The sequence below is a fragment of the Hansschlegelia beijingensis genome (assembly GCF_014196425.1).
GTDB classification, from domain to species: domain Bacteria; phylum Pseudomonadota; class Alphaproteobacteria; order Rhizobiales; family Methylopilaceae; genus Methylopila; species Methylopila beijingensis.
Map to the genome: position 1 here is coordinate 786,530 of NZ_JACIDR010000001.1, position 15,710 is coordinate 802,239.

General features: G+C 70.2%; 11 protein-coding genes. 6 read left to right on the forward strand and 5 right to left on the reverse strand.

The features are described from left to right. Nucleotides 1–80 precede the first annotated feature (80 nt). The 3 genes from mdoH to GGR24_RS03710 form a co-directional block, all read right to left on the reverse strand. Nucleotides 81–2,282 carry a glucans biosynthesis glucosyltransferase MdoH gene (gene mdoH, locus GGR24_RS03700; RefSeq protein ID WP_183393912.1) on the reverse strand — a complete coding sequence of 734 codons (2,202 nt, stop codon included), beginning with the start codon at nucleotides 2,280–2,282 and terminating at the stop codon, nucleotides 81–83. Then, nucleotides 2,270–3,820: an OpgD/OpgG family glucan biosynthesis protein gene (locus GGR24_RS03705; RefSeq protein WP_183393913.1), complete on the reverse strand. Its 1,551-nt coding sequence runs from the start codon at nucleotides 3,818–3,820 to the stop codon at nucleotides 2,270–2,272. Before GGR24_RS03705 ends, mdoH begins: the two co-directional genes overlap by 13 nt. 144 nt (nucleotides 3,821–3,964) lie before the next feature. Next, nucleotides 3,965–4,603: an SPOR domain-containing protein gene (locus tag GGR24_RS03710; RefSeq protein ID WP_183393914.1), complete on the reverse strand. Its 639-nt coding sequence runs from the start codon at nucleotides 4,601–4,603 to the stop codon at nucleotides 3,965–3,967. Between the two features lie 129 nt (nucleotides 4,604–4,732). Between GGR24_RS03710 and glmU the strand changes: the two genes are divergently transcribed. Both glmU and glmS read left to right on the forward strand, forming a co-directional pair. Continuing rightward, nucleotides 4,733–6,094, forward strand: a complete 1,362-nt coding sequence (glmU, locus tag GGR24_RS03715; protein WP_183393915.1) for a bifunctional UDP-N-acetylglucosamine diphosphorylase/glucosamine-1-phosphate N-acetyltransferase GlmU — start codon at nucleotides 4,733–4,735, stop codon at nucleotides 6,092–6,094. Between the two features lie 97 nt (nucleotides 6,095–6,191). Next, nucleotides 6,192–8,015: a glutamine--fructose-6-phosphate transaminase (isomerizing) gene (glmS, locus tag GGR24_RS03720; protein ID WP_183393916.1), complete on the forward strand. Its 1,824-nt coding sequence runs from the start codon at nucleotides 6,192–6,194 to the stop codon at nucleotides 8,013–8,015. Here the strand turns inward: glmS and GGR24_RS03725 are convergent. Next, nucleotides 8,002–8,397: a YbaN family protein gene (locus tag GGR24_RS03725; protein WP_343066180.1), complete on the reverse strand. Its 396-nt coding sequence runs from the start codon at nucleotides 8,395–8,397 to the stop codon at nucleotides 8,002–8,004. The two genes, glmS and GGR24_RS03725, sit on opposite strands and share 14 nt — an antisense overlap. Before the next feature lie 218 nt (nucleotides 8,398–8,615). On the opposite strand from GGR24_RS03725, the gene GGR24_RS03730 reads away from it, so the two are divergent. Both GGR24_RS03730 and GGR24_RS03735 read left to right on the forward strand, forming a co-directional pair. Next, nucleotides 8,616–9,284 carry a DUF502 domain-containing protein gene (locus GGR24_RS03730; RefSeq protein ID WP_246397923.1) on the forward strand — a complete coding sequence of 223 codons (669 nt, stop codon included), beginning with the start codon at nucleotides 8,616–8,618 and terminating at the stop codon, nucleotides 9,282–9,284. Nucleotides 9,285–9,384: 100 nt separating this feature from the next. After that, nucleotides 9,385–9,561, forward strand: a complete 177-nt coding sequence (locus tag GGR24_RS03735) for a hypothetical protein (protein ID WP_183393919.1) — start codon at nucleotides 9,385–9,387, stop codon at nucleotides 9,559–9,561. 3 nt (nucleotides 9,562–9,564) lie between these two features. On the opposite strand, the gene recG is transcribed toward GGR24_RS03735, so the two are convergent. Beyond that, nucleotides 9,565–11,667, reverse strand: a complete 2,103-nt coding sequence (recG, locus tag GGR24_RS03740; RefSeq protein ID WP_183393920.1) for an ATP-dependent DNA helicase RecG — start codon at nucleotides 11,665–11,667, stop codon at nucleotides 9,565–9,567. A gap of 104 nt (nucleotides 11,668–11,771) precedes the next feature. On the opposite strand from recG, the gene GGR24_RS03745 reads away from it, so the two are divergent. Both GGR24_RS03745 and mfd read left to right on the forward strand, forming a co-directional pair. Then, nucleotides 11,772–12,074 (forward strand): FAD assembly factor SdhE, encoded by a 303-nt coding sequence (locus GGR24_RS03745; protein ID WP_183393921.1) that lies wholly within the window; start codon nucleotides 11,772–11,774, stop codon nucleotides 12,072–12,074. A gap of 54 nt (nucleotides 12,075–12,128) precedes the next feature. After that, complete coding sequence (gene mfd, locus GGR24_RS03750; RefSeq protein ID WP_183393922.1) at nucleotides 12,129–15,641, forward strand: transcription-repair coupling factor; 3,513 nt, start codon at nucleotides 12,129–12,131, stop codon at nucleotides 15,639–15,641. The last annotated feature ends 69 nt before the right edge of the window (nucleotides 15,642–15,710 follow it).

The following is a 15,710-nucleotide window of genomic DNA, read 5'->3' on the forward strand; positions in this document are numbered from 1 at the left end:
GCCACGAAATTCATCGCGCCGCCAGGAGGGGATTGCCTATACAACAAGCCGAATAAGGCCGAGTTCCGGCGGGCGCGCATTTATTGTGAGGCGCCGGCGACCTCGATGCGATCGGCGGGCGCCTCGCGCGGCAGCCGCGCCAGGAGCGCCAGAAGGGCCCGGTCGTGCAGCACGACGGTCTTCTCCTTGGGCGTAAGCCAGGCGACCGCGTCGCCGAGGTATTCCGCATCCGAGAGCTTGGCCGCCGCCATCACACGGTCGGTCTCGATCGCCCCCTTCGGGCGACGGGGCGCGGCGGGCAGCATGCGTTCGTGCTCGGCGAAGAAGTTCGGGTCCTGGTGGATGGCGACGAGCGCCTCGGCGTCGTCCGAGCCGCCTTCGGCCAGCGCCGCGGCGTTGGCGCGCGCGGCGACCGCGATCTCCGGCGCGATCGTCTCTTCCGGGATGAGCATCAGCCCCAGCCGCCGCAATGCGAGCCCGGAGCCGAGATGGCCTGACAGCCACGACAGCGGGATCGCAAGCAGCAGTCCGGCGATGGTGGGGGACATCCAGGCCACCAGCGACGGGGCGATCGCGGCGCCCGTCACCAGCGTCACGACGCCGAGCGCCGTGTGCCAGCGGTGCCGCTGGACGATCGCCGAGAACGGGATCGAGCCATCGTCGCGCCGCTGCGGGTTCCAGCCGGTGGCCCGGCCCGCCAGGATCTGGAACACCGAGCCGGACTGGACCAGCATCATGATCGGGGCGAACAGCGAAGACAGGATCACCTCCAGGACGGAGGAGACGAGGATGCGGATCGTGCCTCCTCCGGCGCGCCGCGACGGGCCGTGCAGCAGGTAGAGCAGCAGTCCGAAAACTTTTGGCGCGAGCAGGATCGCCATCGTCACGCCGAACAGCGTCAGAGCGCGTTCCGCGTCGAAGCGCGGCCAGGCGGGGAACAGCGAGAACTCGTCGGTGAAATATTCCGGGCGGATGAACTTGGACTGCAGGGCGAGGGCGATGCCGCAGAGCAGCATGAACATCCAGAACGGCGAGGCGAGATAGGAGAAGATGCCGTTCAGGAAGTGGTAGCGGCTCAGCGGGTGCAGCCCCCGGGCGTTGAGCAGCGCGGAATGCTGGAGGTTGCCCTGGCACCAGCGCCGGTCGCGCTGCGCCACGTCGATCAGCGACGGCGGGCTTTCCTCGTAGGAGCCCTCGATCCGGGGCAGCATGTAGACCGCCCAGCCCTTTCGGCGGATCAGCGCCGCTTCCACGAAATCGTGGCTGAGGATGAGCCCCCCGAAAGGCGGCTTGCCGGGCAGGTCCGGGAGGCCCGCGCCCGACGCGAAGGCTTCGGTCCGGATGATCGCGTTGTGGCCCCAGTAATTGCCGTCGCGGCCGTACCAGACGGTGATGCCTGCGGCGATCACCGGGCCATAGACGCGTGACGCGAACTGCTGGACGCGCGCGAAAAGCGTGTTGCGGTTGATGACCAGCGGCAGCGTCTGGATGATCCCCGCGTCGGGATCGGCCTCCATGGCGGCGGCGAGCGCGATCACCGCATGGCCGGTCATCAGGCTGTCGGCGTCGAGCACCAGCATGTGGTCGTAGGCGCCGCCCCAGCGGGTCACGAAGTCTTCGATATTGCCGGCCTTGCGGCGGTGGTTCTTGGCGCGGTGGCGGTAGAACACCCGCGCGTCGGGCCCGAGCAGTTCGCGCAGCCGCAGGAACGCGCGCTCCTCCGCGATCCACACGTCCGGGTCGGTGGTGTCCGACAACAGGAAGCAGTCGAAATGGTCGCCGAAGCCGAGCCGCTGCACGTCCTCATAGGCCGCCTGTACGGCGCCGAACACGCGGCTCGGCTGCTCGTTGTAGATCGGCATGACGATCGCGGTGCGGCTCGTCAGCTTTTCCGGAAGGTCAGGGCGCGTGAGCGCCGCGCGGCCGAACAGGGCGAAGAAGCCAACCACGCTGCTGATGAACGCCAGCGCGATCCAAGCGAAGTTGATGACGAACAGCGCAAGCAGCGCCCATTCGAGCACGGTGACGCCGCCGACCTCGACCACGCGGTACATCTCGCGTGCGCCGAAGCCGGTGACCACGATCGCCCCGACCCCGACAAAGGCGCGCGTCGCCCAAGGGGTGCTCCACGCCTCGGGCCGCGCGCGCGGGCGGGCCTGATCTCGCGACCAGGCCCGGAGCGGCTGCGCGGGCATCGCGAGCGGCGCCTCCGGCGGCATCGCTTCGGGCGTGTTGGCGCCCGCGGCGCGCGGCGCCCCCCGCTCCTCGATCACGCGGTCCATCGATAGAGCCAGGTTTCGCTGATCGGGCCGCCGTCGGCCTCGAGCACCAAGCGCAATTCGCAAAGCTCCTCGCCGGCGGGGTCAAGGTCGAACGTCACCCGGTAGCCCTTTATTTCCGGATTGGGGCGCCCGGACGGCTCGATCACCTTGCCTGCGGAGGTGGAGACATTGGGCCGGATCGCCGCGGCGCGCGCCGGATCGGCCACGGCCTCGCCGGCGAAGTCCACCACGAAGCGGCGGCGCCTGCCTCCCGCGCTGCCCGTCGTGGTGCCATAGACGATCGCCCCGGCCGGGCGGTCCGGCGGCGTCCAGCACCAGTGCATGCGGTACGCCATGGAGACGCGCGCGCCCGGCTCCAGCCCCGCCTTCGGCCGCCAGTACGCGACGATGTTCTCGTTGATGTCGGTGTCCGTCGGGATCTCGATGAGCTGGAACTGGCCTTCGCCCCAATCGCCGATCGGCTCGACCCAGACGCTCGGCATCCGGTCGTAGCGGCGGCCGAGATCGTTGTAGGCCGCGAAGCCGCGCTGGCGCTGCAGCAGCCCGAAGCCGCGCGGGTTCTTGTCCAGAAACACGCTGATCTGGAGATCGCCCGGGTTGTTCAGGGGGCGCCAGACCCACTCGCCCGCGCCGTTCCAGATCTGCAGCCCGTCGGCGCGGTGGACCTGGCCTCGCACGTCGTCGACGCCCGCGCGGTCGTTCGGACCGAACAGGAACATGGACGTCATCGGGCCGATGCCGACATGCCCGACCGCCTCGCGCGGGAACAGCGTCAGCTCGACGTCGACCACGGTGATCTCGCCGGGCCGCAGAGTGAACCGGTAGGCGCCGGTCAGCCGCCGGCTGTCGAGCAGCGCGTGCGCCACGACGCTTGGGGCGCCGGGGTTGGGCCGCTCGATCCAGAAGGCACGGAACAGCGGGAACTCCTCGCCGTTCGGTTCGCCGGTGTCGATCGCCAGCCCGCGTGCGGAGGTGCCGAAGATCTGTCCGCGCGCCAGCGCGCGGAAGATCGTGGCCCCCTGGAAGGTCGCGAAGTCGCGGAATTCCTCGGGCCGGTCGATCGGCGCCCGGGCGCTGAAGCCGGAGAACGGAAACGGCTTGTCCGCCGGAGGCTTCGGAGCCTTTCCGTAGTCGAACCAGGACGGGTCGTCCGGCAGCATCCGGACATGTCCCTCGTCGACCGTCGCGATGCGGACGGGGGACCGGAAGATGAATCCGCCCGGCAGGAGATCGAGGGTGAAGCCCCGGTTCTCGGCCGCCCAGGGGGCGCGATCCGGCAGCATCCGGATCGTTCGGAAGACGTCGAGCGGCAGTTCGGCGTAGCCGTCCGGCAGCAGCGATCGCGGAGCCTCGAAGCCGCGCGTTGCGAGCAGGCGCGCGTGCTCCTCCAGCGCCTCCCGGCTGAACGGGGCGCCGTCAGCGTAGAGATCCGGCGGGGAGGGCGCGGGCGCAGGGCCGGGCGCGGCCTCTTGCGCGCGGGCGACCCCCGACATCAGAGCGGCGACCGAGACGCCGGCGCAAAATTCCCTACGGTTCATCGGCTTAGCGCAAGGCCGGCCGCATCAAGCGGCGAGGCCCGGAGAAAGGGGCAGGACGGAAGACGGATGATGTTGCGCTCCCACGGCAAATCCAGTGTTGAGCAAGCGCGCGACACCGCCCCAGCTGCGCGATCGCCCGGACGTTCAGGGCCGCATCAGCGGCTCTCCGCCGAAGATCGTCGTATCGCAGGCAAAGCCCTGATCTGCAAGGGTCGCGCAAGCCTGATCGGCCTCCGCCCGGCTTGCGAATGGGCCGGCGACGAGGTCGACCAGCGGCCCGCCATTCTGGCGGAGCGCTCGTGGCGTCAGCTTGGCCAGCGCCTGGGGGTAACGCGCGGAAAGCGCTCCCCAGCGGCGGCGCACCGCATCTATCGAGGCGTCGGGGCCCAGAGAGACGGCGAACTGTTGGCCCCGTTCTTCCGGGGCCGCTGGACGGCGGATCGAGCCGGTGACCTCCGGCGCGCCGACGGCGGCGGCCAGCTTGAGTTCGCCGAGGCCGCGCTCCAGCCGGGCGACCCGCTCCGCCAGCTCGTCACGCTGGGCGGTCAGCTCGTGCAGGCTGCGCCGCAGTTCCTGAGATCCGTCAGCTGCGATCAGCCGCTCGGGCGGCGCGCCGCCTCCGGTCCAAGCGGTCACGCTCGCGGCCGCTATCGCGACGACCATGAGCGCGCCCCAGATCACGGCGGGCGACGCGGGCGACAGCCCCTCTTCTGAGTGGGCCCGCTCGTCATAATGGCGGTAGTCCAAGCGGGCGGCTCCTGCGCACCGGTTACGCGGCGCCACAATAGCTGAGTCGGGGCCCTGGCCGGCGCGCCGCGCGGGCTCGGGAGTTGCAGGCGCCGCCACGAGACGCCACTGTCTGCCTCGCTCCCGCCTCCGACGGTTCGCCGCCGCCGCCTTCTCGAGTTTGTAATGACCGCCTCTGATCCGCATCGCCGTTGCCTGACCATCGTGCTCGCCGCCGGCGAAGGCACGCGAATGCGGTCTGATCTGCCGAAGGTCCTGCACAAGGCGGCGGGCCGCACGCTCGTGGCCCACGTGCTCGCCGCAGCGGCGGAAGCCGGATCGGACGCTCTCGCGGTCGTCGTCGGGCCCGGCCGCGAGGACGTGGCGCAGGAAGCCGTCCGTGCGGCGCCGGAAGCGCGCGTCTTCGTCCAGGAAGAGCGGCGCGGGACCGCCCACGCCGTGCTGACCGCGCGCGAGGCGATCACGGAAGGCTTCGACGATGTGCTGGTCGTCTACGGCGACACGCCGCTCGTGCGGCCTGAGACCCTGCGTCGCCTGCGCGCCCCTCTGGCGCATGCCGCCTCGGTCGTGGTGCTGGGCTTCGAGGCCGACGATCCGACCGGCTATGGCCGGCTGATATCCGATGGTCCGAACCTCGTCGCCATTCGCGAGGAGCGGGACGCCACGGAGGAAGAGCGGGCGATCAAGCTCTCGAACGCCGGGCTGATCGCGATCTCGGGCGCTTGCGCGCTCGAACTGCTCGAGCGGATCGGCGATGACAACGCCAAACGCGAGTTCTACCTCACCGACATCGTTGAGGTGGCGGTGAGGCGGGGCCTCGCGGTCGCCGCGGAAGCAGCCTCCGAGGCGGAGGTTCGCGGCGTAAACACGCGCGCCCAGCTCGCCGAGGTCGAGGCCGCCTTCCAGGACAGGCTGAGGGCGGCCGCGATGGACGGGGGGGCGACCCTGATCGCGCCCGAAACCGTGTTCTTCTCGCACGACACAAAACTCGGACGCGACGTCATCGTGGAGCCGAACGTGGTGTTCGCCACGGGCGTGACGGTCGCGGACGGCGCCGTGATCCACGCCTTCAGCCATCTCGACGGCGCCGAGGTGGGGGCCAGCGTCTCGGTGGGTCCGTTCGCGCGGCTGCGGCCGGGAACGCGGCTTGCGGCGGGCGCCCGCGTCGGCAACTTCGTCGAGGTCAAGAACGCCGAAGTCGGCGAAGGCGCCAAACTCAACCACCTCACCTATGTGGGCGACGCCTCCGTCGGAGCGCGCGCCAATCTCGGCGCCGGCACGATCACCTGCAACTATGACGGCGTCGCCAAGCACCGCACCACGATCGGCGCGGACGCCTTCATCGGCACCAACTCTTCGCTCGTGGCGCCCGTCACGATCGGCGACGGCGCCTATGTGGGCACCGGCAGCGTGGTGACCGACGACGTGCCCGCTGACGCGCTGGCGATCGCGCGCTCGCGCCAGGTCACCAAGCCGGGCCGCGCCGCAAAGCTGCGCCAGGCGTTCAAGGTGCGGCGGGACGCCTAGTCCTCGTTTCGCCTTGTTTTCACGACGCTCCTTCAGCCGGCGCTAAGCACTCGCGTGCTATCGGCGTGCGGCGGGACGATCTGGAGAACTGAGCGGCATGTGCGGCATCGTTGGCATTCTGGCGCGTGATACCGTGGCCCCGCAGCTCGTCGAAGGGCTGAAGCGGCTCGAGTATCGCGGCTACGACTCCGCCGGCGTGGCGACCCTCGATCATGGCCGCATCGTCCGGCGCAGGGCCGAGGGCAAGCTGCGGAACCTGGAGGCGGCGCTCGCCGCGGCGCCTCTGGCCGGACGTTCGGGGATCGGCCACACGCGGTGGGCGACGCACGGCGCCCCGACCGAAGCCAACGCGCATCCGCATGCGACCGAGACCGTCGCCGTCGTCCATAACGGCATCATCGAGAATTTTCGCGAGCTCCGCGACGAACTGACGGCGCAGGGCGCGGCGTTCACGAGCCAGACAGACACCGAGGTGGTCGCTCACCTGGTGAGCCACGCGCTGGCCGCCGGAGCGACCCCGCGGCTCGCCGTCCAGCAGGCGTTGAAACGGCTGCGCGGGGCGTTCGCGCTCGCCTTCCTGTTCGCCGGGGAGGACGATCTTCTGATCGGCGCCCGGCGCGGCAGCCCGCTCGCGCTCGGCCATGGCGACGGCGAGGTCTATCTCGGCTCGGACGCGGTGGCGCTCGCGCCGTTCACCGACGAGATCACCTATCTGGAGGATGGCGACTGGGTCGCCCTAACGCGCGACAGCGTGGAGATCTTCGACGAGGCCGGGGCGCTGGTCGAGCGCGAGACGGTGCGGTCCTCGGTCGCCTCGGTGGTCGTCGACAAGGGCGCTCACCGCCACTTCATGTCGAAGGAGATCGCGGAGCAGCCGGAGGTCGTCGGCCACACGCTGGTCCGGTTCATCGACATGACCTCGGGCCGGGTGCGGTTGCCTGCAGGCGGCGATTTCGACTTCTCCGGCCTCGACCGGCTGGCGATCTCGGCCTGCGGCACCGCCTATTACGCAGGCCTCGTCGCCCGCTACTGGTTCGAGAAATTCGCTCGGCTTCCGGTCGACATCGACATCGCCTCGGAGTTTCGCTACCGCGAGCCGCCGCTGACGCCGGGCGGTCTGGCGCTGATGATCTCGCAGTCCGGCGAGACGGCGGACACGCTCGCGACGCTCCGCCATTGCCGCGCCCAGGGCATGAAGATCGGCGCGGTCGTCAACGTGCCGACCTCGACGATCGCCCGGGAGGCCGACGTCGTGTTTCCGACCGTCGCCGGCGTCGAGGTCGGGGTCGCGTCCACCAAGGCGTTCACCTGCCAGCTCGCCGTGCTGGCGGCGCTCGCCATCAAGGCGGGCCGCGACCGGAAGGTTCTGTCGGAGGAGGATGAAGCCAAGCTTGTGGCGTCGCTGATCGAGTTGCCGAGGCTGATGGCCGAGACGCTGCGTCTCGAGCCGCAGATCGAGAAGCTGGCGCAGACCTTCTCGAAGGCGCTCGACGTGCTCTATCTCGGCCGCGGGACGAGCTATCCCATCGCGCTCGAGGGCGCGCTGAAGCTCAAGGAAATCTCCTACATCCACGCCGAGGGCTACGCTGCGGGCGAGCTCAAGCACGGGCCCATCGCGCTCGTCGACGAGAACGTGCCGGTGGTCGTGCTCGCGCCCTACGACGCGCTGTTCGAGAAGACCGCCTCCAACATGCAGGAGGTCGCGGCGCGCGGCGGAAGGATCGTGCTGATCACCGATCGGGAGGGCGCGGGCCACGCCGGCGACACGCTCGCGACCATCGTCGTGCCGGACTCCTACGCCTTCGTCAGTCCGCTGATCTACGCCATCCCAGTGCAGTTGCTCGCCTATCACACGGCGGTGTTCATGGGCACCGACGTCGATCAGCCGAGGAACCTGGCGAAGTCCGTCACGGTGGAGTGAGGCGCTGCGGGGGGCGCTCAGCCTTCGGGCGCGACGGCCTCGTCCCCACGTACAGAGCGCCGGCTGCGATCAGCGCGGCGGTCGAGACGATGGCGATCGGGGGCGCGTCCGACACGCTGACCAGCGCGAGCGAGAAGCCCATGCCGACGAACGCCAGGATCTTCGCCCTGACAGGGATCACCCCGTCCCGCCTCCAGGCCACCACCGTCGGCCCGTACCTCGGGTGCTCCAGCAGCCAGCGCTCCAGGCGCGGCGACGAGCGCGTGAAGCAGGCGGCGGCAAGGATCAGGAACACGGTCCCGGGCATCAGCGGCAGGATCAGCCCGACGACGCCGAGACCGGTGAGCGCGACGCCGAGCGCCAGCCAGGCCCAACGCGCCACGCGCGCACGGGCCCCATGTTTGCTGGTCCGCTCCGAAGCCCTCACGCCGTAGCCCCTCCTATCGTCATGTCGCCGCCCCAGATGATATCGCCTATTGTGCGTCGCGGCGCCCCGACGGCGAGCGGACGTGCGAACAACGGAGGCAGCCAGCCGCGATGACGCAACCCGTCTCAAGTCCTCTGGGAGCTCTTCCGCCGCCTGGGCCGGCCCCAAGCCCCTTGGCCCGCTTGCGGACATACTTCCTGACCGGCTTGGTCGTGGCCGGGCCGGTGGCGATCACCATCTGGCTGACCCTGTGGCTCATCGGGCTGATCGACGGCTGGGTGAAGCCGCTGATCCCGCAGGCATGGAACCCGAACAGCTACCTTCCCGTGGCGGTGCCGGGCGTCGGCGTGCTGGCGGCGGTGATCGGGCTCACCATCCTCGGATTCCTGGCCGCGAACCTGGTCGGGCGCGCCGTCGTGCAGTCGGGCGAGCAGGTGCTCAACCGGATGCCGATCGTGCGAAGCCTGTACAAGGGCGTGAAGCAGATCTTCGAAACGGTGTTCAAGCAGGACGGCACGAGCTTCCGCCGCGTCGGCCTGATCGAATGGCCGGGACCTGGCCTCTGGTCGCTCTGCTTCATCACCGAGCCGGCGCGCGGCGCGCTGGCGGCCGGTCTGCCGTCGGCCGACCATGTCTGCGTTTTCGTGCCCTGCACGCCGAACCCCACCACCGGCTATCTGGTGATGATGGAGGCCTCCAAGGTGACCGAAATCGGGGTCACCACCGACGAGGCCTTCAAGCTGATCATGTCCATGGGCATCATCCAGCCGCGCGACACGCCTCCGGCGCAGCTCGCCGAGCCTCCTCAGCGCATCGACGGCTCGTCGCTCGCCGCCGAGTGACATTCCGATTAAGCGCAGCCGCCATGCGTCGGGCGGGAACGATCAGGCGCGGTGATTGCTTGCCTCCTTGCTCGGGGACGTTCGAGCAAGGAGCGTCGGCATGGGAATAGCCGAACTCATCGTCGCGGTGTGCCTGCAGGCGGAGCCTGCGGCCTGCATGGTTCACCACCGCCAGTCCGCCGCCATCAACGGCTGCGCCGTCGTCGAAGACATCAGCGACCTCGCGGCGCCGCCGGGCTGGTACGTGGCGCGCTGGACTTGCCGATGGCGCCGCTGACCTCTAGCCCGCCCGCAGCAGGCGCACCGCGGCGTCGCGTTCGAACAGCTGCAGGAGCAGCCTGAGAGCCTGGCCGCGCGGGCTCGTCAGCGCAGGATCCCGCGCCAGAAGCAGCGCGGCGTCCTGGTGCGCGGTGCGCACGAGTTCGCCATGAACCTCCATGCGGGCGAGCCGGAAGCCCGGCGCGCCGCTCTGGCGCGATCCCAGCACCTCGCCTTCGCCGCGAAGCTCCAGGTCCTTCTCGGCGATCACGAAACCGTCCTCGGTGTCGCGCAGCGTCTCGAGCCGGGCCTTCGCGGTCTCGCCAAGCGGGCCTTTCCAGAGCAGCAGGCAGGTGGAGCGGCCGGCGCCCCGCCCGACGCGGCCGCGCAGCTGGTGGAGCTGGGCGAGGCCGAAGCGCTCGGCGTGCTCGATGACCATGACGGTCGCCTCCGGCACGTTGACGCCGACTTCGATCACCGTGGTGGCGACCAGCAGCGGCGTCTCGCCCGAGACGAAGCGCGCGACCGCCGCATCCTTCTCGGTCCCCTTCATCTTGCCGTGTACGAGCCCGACCTTGCCCGGTAAGGCTTCAGCAAGCGACGCGAAGCGGTCTTCCGCCGCAGCGACGTCAAGCGTCTCGGACTGCTCGACCAGAGGGCACACCCAGTAGACGCGCGCGCCCTTCGCCATGGCGCGGCCGATCGCATCCACCGTCTCGTCCAGCCTGTCGAGACTGACGAGCCGGGTGTCGATCGGCGCGCGCCCGGGCGGCTTCTCGTCGAGCGCCGAATGATCCATGTCGCCGAACGCCGTCAGCACCAAAGTGCGGGGGATGGGCGTGGCGGTCATCACCAGCACGTCCACCGCGACTCCCTTGGAGGCGAGAGCCAGCCGCTGCCGGACGCCGAACTTGTGCTGCTCGTCGACGACCGCCAGCGCGAGGTCGCGGAACACGACGTCTTCCTGGAACAGGGCATGCGTCCCGACCAGGAGATCGATCTCGCCGGCCGCCAGCCGGGCGAGGACGTCGGCGCGCTCGCGCCCCTTCTCCCGGCCGGTCAGCACGGCGACCCGCAGATCGGCCGCCGCGGCGAGCGGCTCCAGCGTCGCGAGGTGCTGGCGCGCAAGGATTTCGGTGGGCGCCATCAGGGCCGCCTGCCGGCCCGCCTCCACGGCGGTCGCGGCGGCCAGCAGCGCGACCACAGTCTTGCCGGAGCCGACGTCGCCCTGCAGCAGGCGGAGCATCCGGGTCTCGGCCGCCATGTCGTCCCGGATGGCGGAGACCGCGCGGGTCTGCGCGCCGGTCAGCGCGAAGGGCAGGGCGGCCTCGATCCTGCGGGAGACGCGACCGTCGCCGGCGCTGCTGCGCCCGGCGCCGCGACGCATATGCGCCCGCACGAGCTGGAGCGCGAGCTGATTGGCCAGCAGTTCGTCATAGGCGAGGCGCGTGAGGGGCGCGCCTTCCGGCGCGACGTCGCGCGGCGTCTTGGGGACATGGAGCGCGTTGAGCGAGGCGCCGAAGCCTGCGAAGCCGCGCTGCGCGAGCAGCGTTTCGTCGAGCCATTCCGGAAGCGCGGGAAGCCGCTCCAGCGCGGCGCGCGCCAGCCTGCCGAGCAGCCCGTGCGTCAGCCCCTCGACGAGCGGGTAGGTCGGCTCGACGGGGGGCAGCTTGCCGAGGCCTTCGGCGTCCAGCACGTGGCTCGGATGGACCATCTGGAAGGAGCCGTCGAAGAGCTCGGGCGTCCCTGAGACCCAGCGTCTTTCGCCCAGCGGCAGAAGTCGCTCGATGTAGCCTGCCTGCGCCTTGAAGAAGACCAGGCTCATCGCCCCGGTCTCGTCCGCCACCACGACGCGGTAGGGCGCGCGGGGACTGCGGGGCGGCTGGTGGCGCTCGACCTCGACCTCGACGGTCGCCACCTCGCCCGCGGTCAGCTCCGCGATCTTGGGCCGCGCCCGCCGGTCGATCGCGCCGCTCGGGGCGTGCAGCAACAGGTCGAGCACCCGCGGCTCGCCGCCCGAAGGGGAGCCGTCGAGCAGCCGCGCCAGAGCCTTGGCGACCTTCGGTCCGACCCCGGTCAGAACGGTCGCTTCGGCGAACAGGGGATCGAGCCGCGAGTCGCGCATCGGGCCTAAGGGAGGCGAGCCGGGGAGGCGGCGCAAGAGGAGAAGCTGACACGGCGGCGTCGGGCTGGTAGGAACCCGCACCGCGCTCCATCTCTTTCCCGCACATGACCGGAACCACCAGAACAGCCGAGGGCCTGGATCCTCGCCGCCGCCGCGCGTTGTACCGCTCCTGGCGGCGCGGAACGCGCGAGATGGACCTCCTGATGGGCCGTTTCGCCGACGCCGAGATCGACGGCTTCAGCGACGACGAGTTCCGGGCCTTCGAGGCGCTTATCGAGCTTCCGGACCGCGAGCTGTTCGCCTGGATCGCGGAAAGGGAGCCCACGCCCGCCGAGCATGACAGCCAGGTTTTCCGGCGGCTCAAAGCCTTCCACCGAGCCTTTCCCACGACCGAGCATATCGGCTGAGCCGCGGCGGCGGCTCTGCAGTCCAGCGCTTCGGCGTCCCCAGACCAGAAGACCATGACCCTGAAGCTCGACGCTCTTCTCGACCGCAAGCCCGCGACCGTCGGCGGCGTCCCGGACGGTTTCGACGCGCTGCTCGTCGCAGATCTCGCGCGCGCCCTTTCGGCGCGGAGCCACGCGGCCGGCGGCGTCGTCCACATCTCGCGCGACGGCGCGCGGCTGGCGGCGATCGATCGGGCGCTCGCCTTCATGGCGCCGGAGGTCGAGCGGCTGGTTTTCCCCGGCTGGGATTGCCAGCCCTATGACCGGGTTTCGCCAAACGGGCCGGTCGTCGCGGCCCGGATGACGACGCTGGCGCGGCTCGCCGCGACACGCGGCGGCGACAAGCCCCGCATCGTGCTGACCACCGCCGGGGCGGCCCTGCAGCGGGTCGCGACGCCCGAGAGCGTCGCCCGCCAGAGTTTTTCGGCCGCGCCCGGCAACGTCGTCGACCTCAAGGCCTTGGGCGAATGGCTCGAGACCAACGGCTTCCTGCGGTCCTCGACGGTGCGCGACTATGGCGAGTACGCCATCCGCGGCGGCATCGTCGACCTGTTCCCGGCGGGGCACGCCGAGCCGATCCGCCTCGATTTCTTCGGCGATACGCTTGAATCCATCCGCCCGTTCGACCCGGAGACGCAGCGCTCCACGGGCCAGCTTCGCGCTCTCGACCTCGTGCCGATGAGCGAGGTGCAGCTCACCTCCGACACCATCCGGCGCTTCCGCCAGGCCTACGCCGCGACCTTCGGCGCGCCGGGACCGAATGATCCGCTCTACGCCGCGATCAGCGAGGGCCGGCGTTATCCCGGCATGGAGCACTGGCTGCCGCTGTTCCACGAGCGGCTCGGCACGCTTTTCGACCACCTGCCGGACGCGCGCTACGTGCTCGATCCGCTGGCCGAGGATTCCGCGGGCGAGCGGCTCGCGCAGATCGCCGACTACTACGACGCCCGTCAGACCGCCCGGCAGCACGACAGGTCGCCGACCGCCTACAAGCCGCTGAAGCCCGACGCGCTCTACCTCACCCCGGAGGAGTGGCGCGAGCGCATCGAGGAGGCGGCTCCGATCCGCCTGACGCCGTTCACGCCGCCCGACGCAGGCAAGGGCAGCGTTTTCGACGCCGGGGTCCGGAGCTCACGCAGCTTCGCGGCTGAACGGGCGGACGAGAACGCCAATGTGTTCGAGGCGGTCGTCGGCCACATCCGCGCCCTCAAGGAGGACGGCAAGCGCGTGCTGGTGGCGGCCTGGACGGACGGCGCCCGCGACCGGATGGCGACCGTTCTGGGCGACCACGGCGTCGCCGCGCGCCGCATGGCTGCGAACTGGCGCGAGGCTCTGGCGCAGCCGAAGGACGCCGTGGCGTTCGGCGTGCTCGGTCTGGAGCAGGGGTTCGAGACGGACGACGTCGCCGTCATCGCCGAGCAGGACGTGCTCGGCGACCGGCTCGTGCGCGGCAAGGCGAAACGCCGCCGGCCCCAGGATTATCTGACGGAGGCGGCCGGTCTCGCCGCCGGCGACCTCGTCGTCCATGTCGATCACGGCATCGGCCGTTTCGTCGGCCTGCAGAGCATCGACGTCGCAGGCGCGCCGCATGACTGCCTCGAGCTGCATTATGCGGGCGGCGACAAGCTGTTCCTGCCGGTCGAGAACATCGAGCTTCTGACCCGTTACGGTTCGGAAGGAACGGAGGCGCAGCTCGACAAGCTCGGGGGCTCGGGCTGGCAGGGCCGCAAGGCGAAGCTCAAGAACCGCATCCGCGAGATGGCGGGCGAGCTGATCAAGATCGCCGCCGCCCGGCTGACGAAGGAAGCGCCGCGCGCCACGCCGCCCGAAGGCCTCTACGACGAGTTCGCAGCGCGCTTCCCCTATGACGAGACCGACGACCAGCAGGCGGCGATCGACGCGGTGCTGGACGATCTCGCCGCCGGCCGCCCGATGGACCGGCTGGTCTGCGGCGATGTCGGCTTCGGCAAGACCGAGGTCGCGCTGCGCGCGGCGTTCGTGGTCGCGATGAGTGGCCGGCAGGTCGCGGTCGTCGTTCCGACGACCCTGCTCGCGCGGCAGCACTACGCCACCTTCGCGGACCGCTTCCGCGGGCTGCCTCTCAAGGTCGCGCAAGCCTCGCGCTTCGTCGGGACGAAGGAGACCGCCGAGACCAAGAAGGGTCTCGCCTCGGGCGACGTCGACATCGTGGTCGGCACCCATGCGCTGCTCGGCAAGTCGATCGAGTTCAAGGATCTCGGCCTCGTCATCGTCGACGAGGAGCAGCATTTCGGCGTGACCCACAAGGAGCGGCTGAAGCAGCTGCGCGCCGAGGTCCATGTGCTGACTCTGTCGGCGACTCCGATCCCGCGCACGCTGCAGCTCGCCATGACGGGCGTGCGCGATCTCTCGATGATCGCGACGCCGCCGGTCGACCGTCTCGCGGTCCGCAGCTTCATCGCGCCCTTCGATCCGCTGATCGTGCGCGAGGCGCTGCTGCGCGAACGCTACCGCTCCGGCCAGTCCTTCTTCGTCTGTCCGCGCGTCGAGGACATCGCGGACGCGCGCGCCTTCCTGGCCTCCGAGGTTCCGGAGGTGAAGGTCGCGGTCGCGCACGGCCAGATGGCGGCGAGCGAGCTCGAGAAGATCATGACCGAGTTCTACGAGGGCCACTACGACGTGCTGCTCTCGACCGCGATCGTCGAGTCGGGCCTCGACATCCCGAACGCCAACACGCTGATCGTCTACCGCGCCGACATGTTCGGCCTCGCGGCGCTCTATCAGCTGCGCGGCCGCGTCGGCCGCTCCAAGACGCGCGCCTATGCGCTGTTCACGGTGCCGGCGAACAAGACCCTGACGCCGAACGCCGAACGGCGGCTCAAGGTGCTGCAGTCGCTGGAGGGCCTCGGCGCGGGCTTCCAGCTGGCGTCGCACGACCTCGACATTCGCGGCGCGGGCAATCTGCTCGGCGAGGAGCAGTCGGGCCACATCAAGGAGGTCGGCTACGAGCTCTACCAGCAGATGCTGGCCGACGCGGTCGAGGCGCTGAAGGAGGGCGGCGCGGAAGTCACGCAGGACCAGTGGTCGCCGCAGATCACGCTGGGCGCGCCGGTGATGATCCCGGAAGACTACATCGCCGACATCGCGATCCGGCTGTCGCTGTATCGCCGTCTCGCCGAGATCGACACCGACGAGGCGCTCGACGCCTTCGCCAGCGAGCTGGCCGACCGCTTCGGGCCGCTGCCGACCGAGGTGAAACAGCTGCTGGAGACGGCCGCCATCAAGGCCCTGTGCCGGCGCGCCAACGTCGAGAAGATCGATGCGGGCCCCAAGGGCGTGGTGCTCTCCTTCCGCGAAAACTCCTTCGCCAATCCGGAAGGGCTCGTCATGCACCTCGCGCGCGAAGAAGGCCCGAACGCCAAGGTTCGGCCGGACATGAAGGTCGTGTTCAAGCGCGAGTGGAGCACGCCCGAGAAGCGGCTGAAGGGCGCGGCCAAGCTGCTTCGGGAACTGGTCAGGATCGCCGAGGCCCCGAAGAAGGCGGCGTGAGCCTCGAGGCCCCCCGCGTTCACCCTCTGAAGCGTCGCCAACCTCCCTCATGCTGAGGAGCGAGCCGTC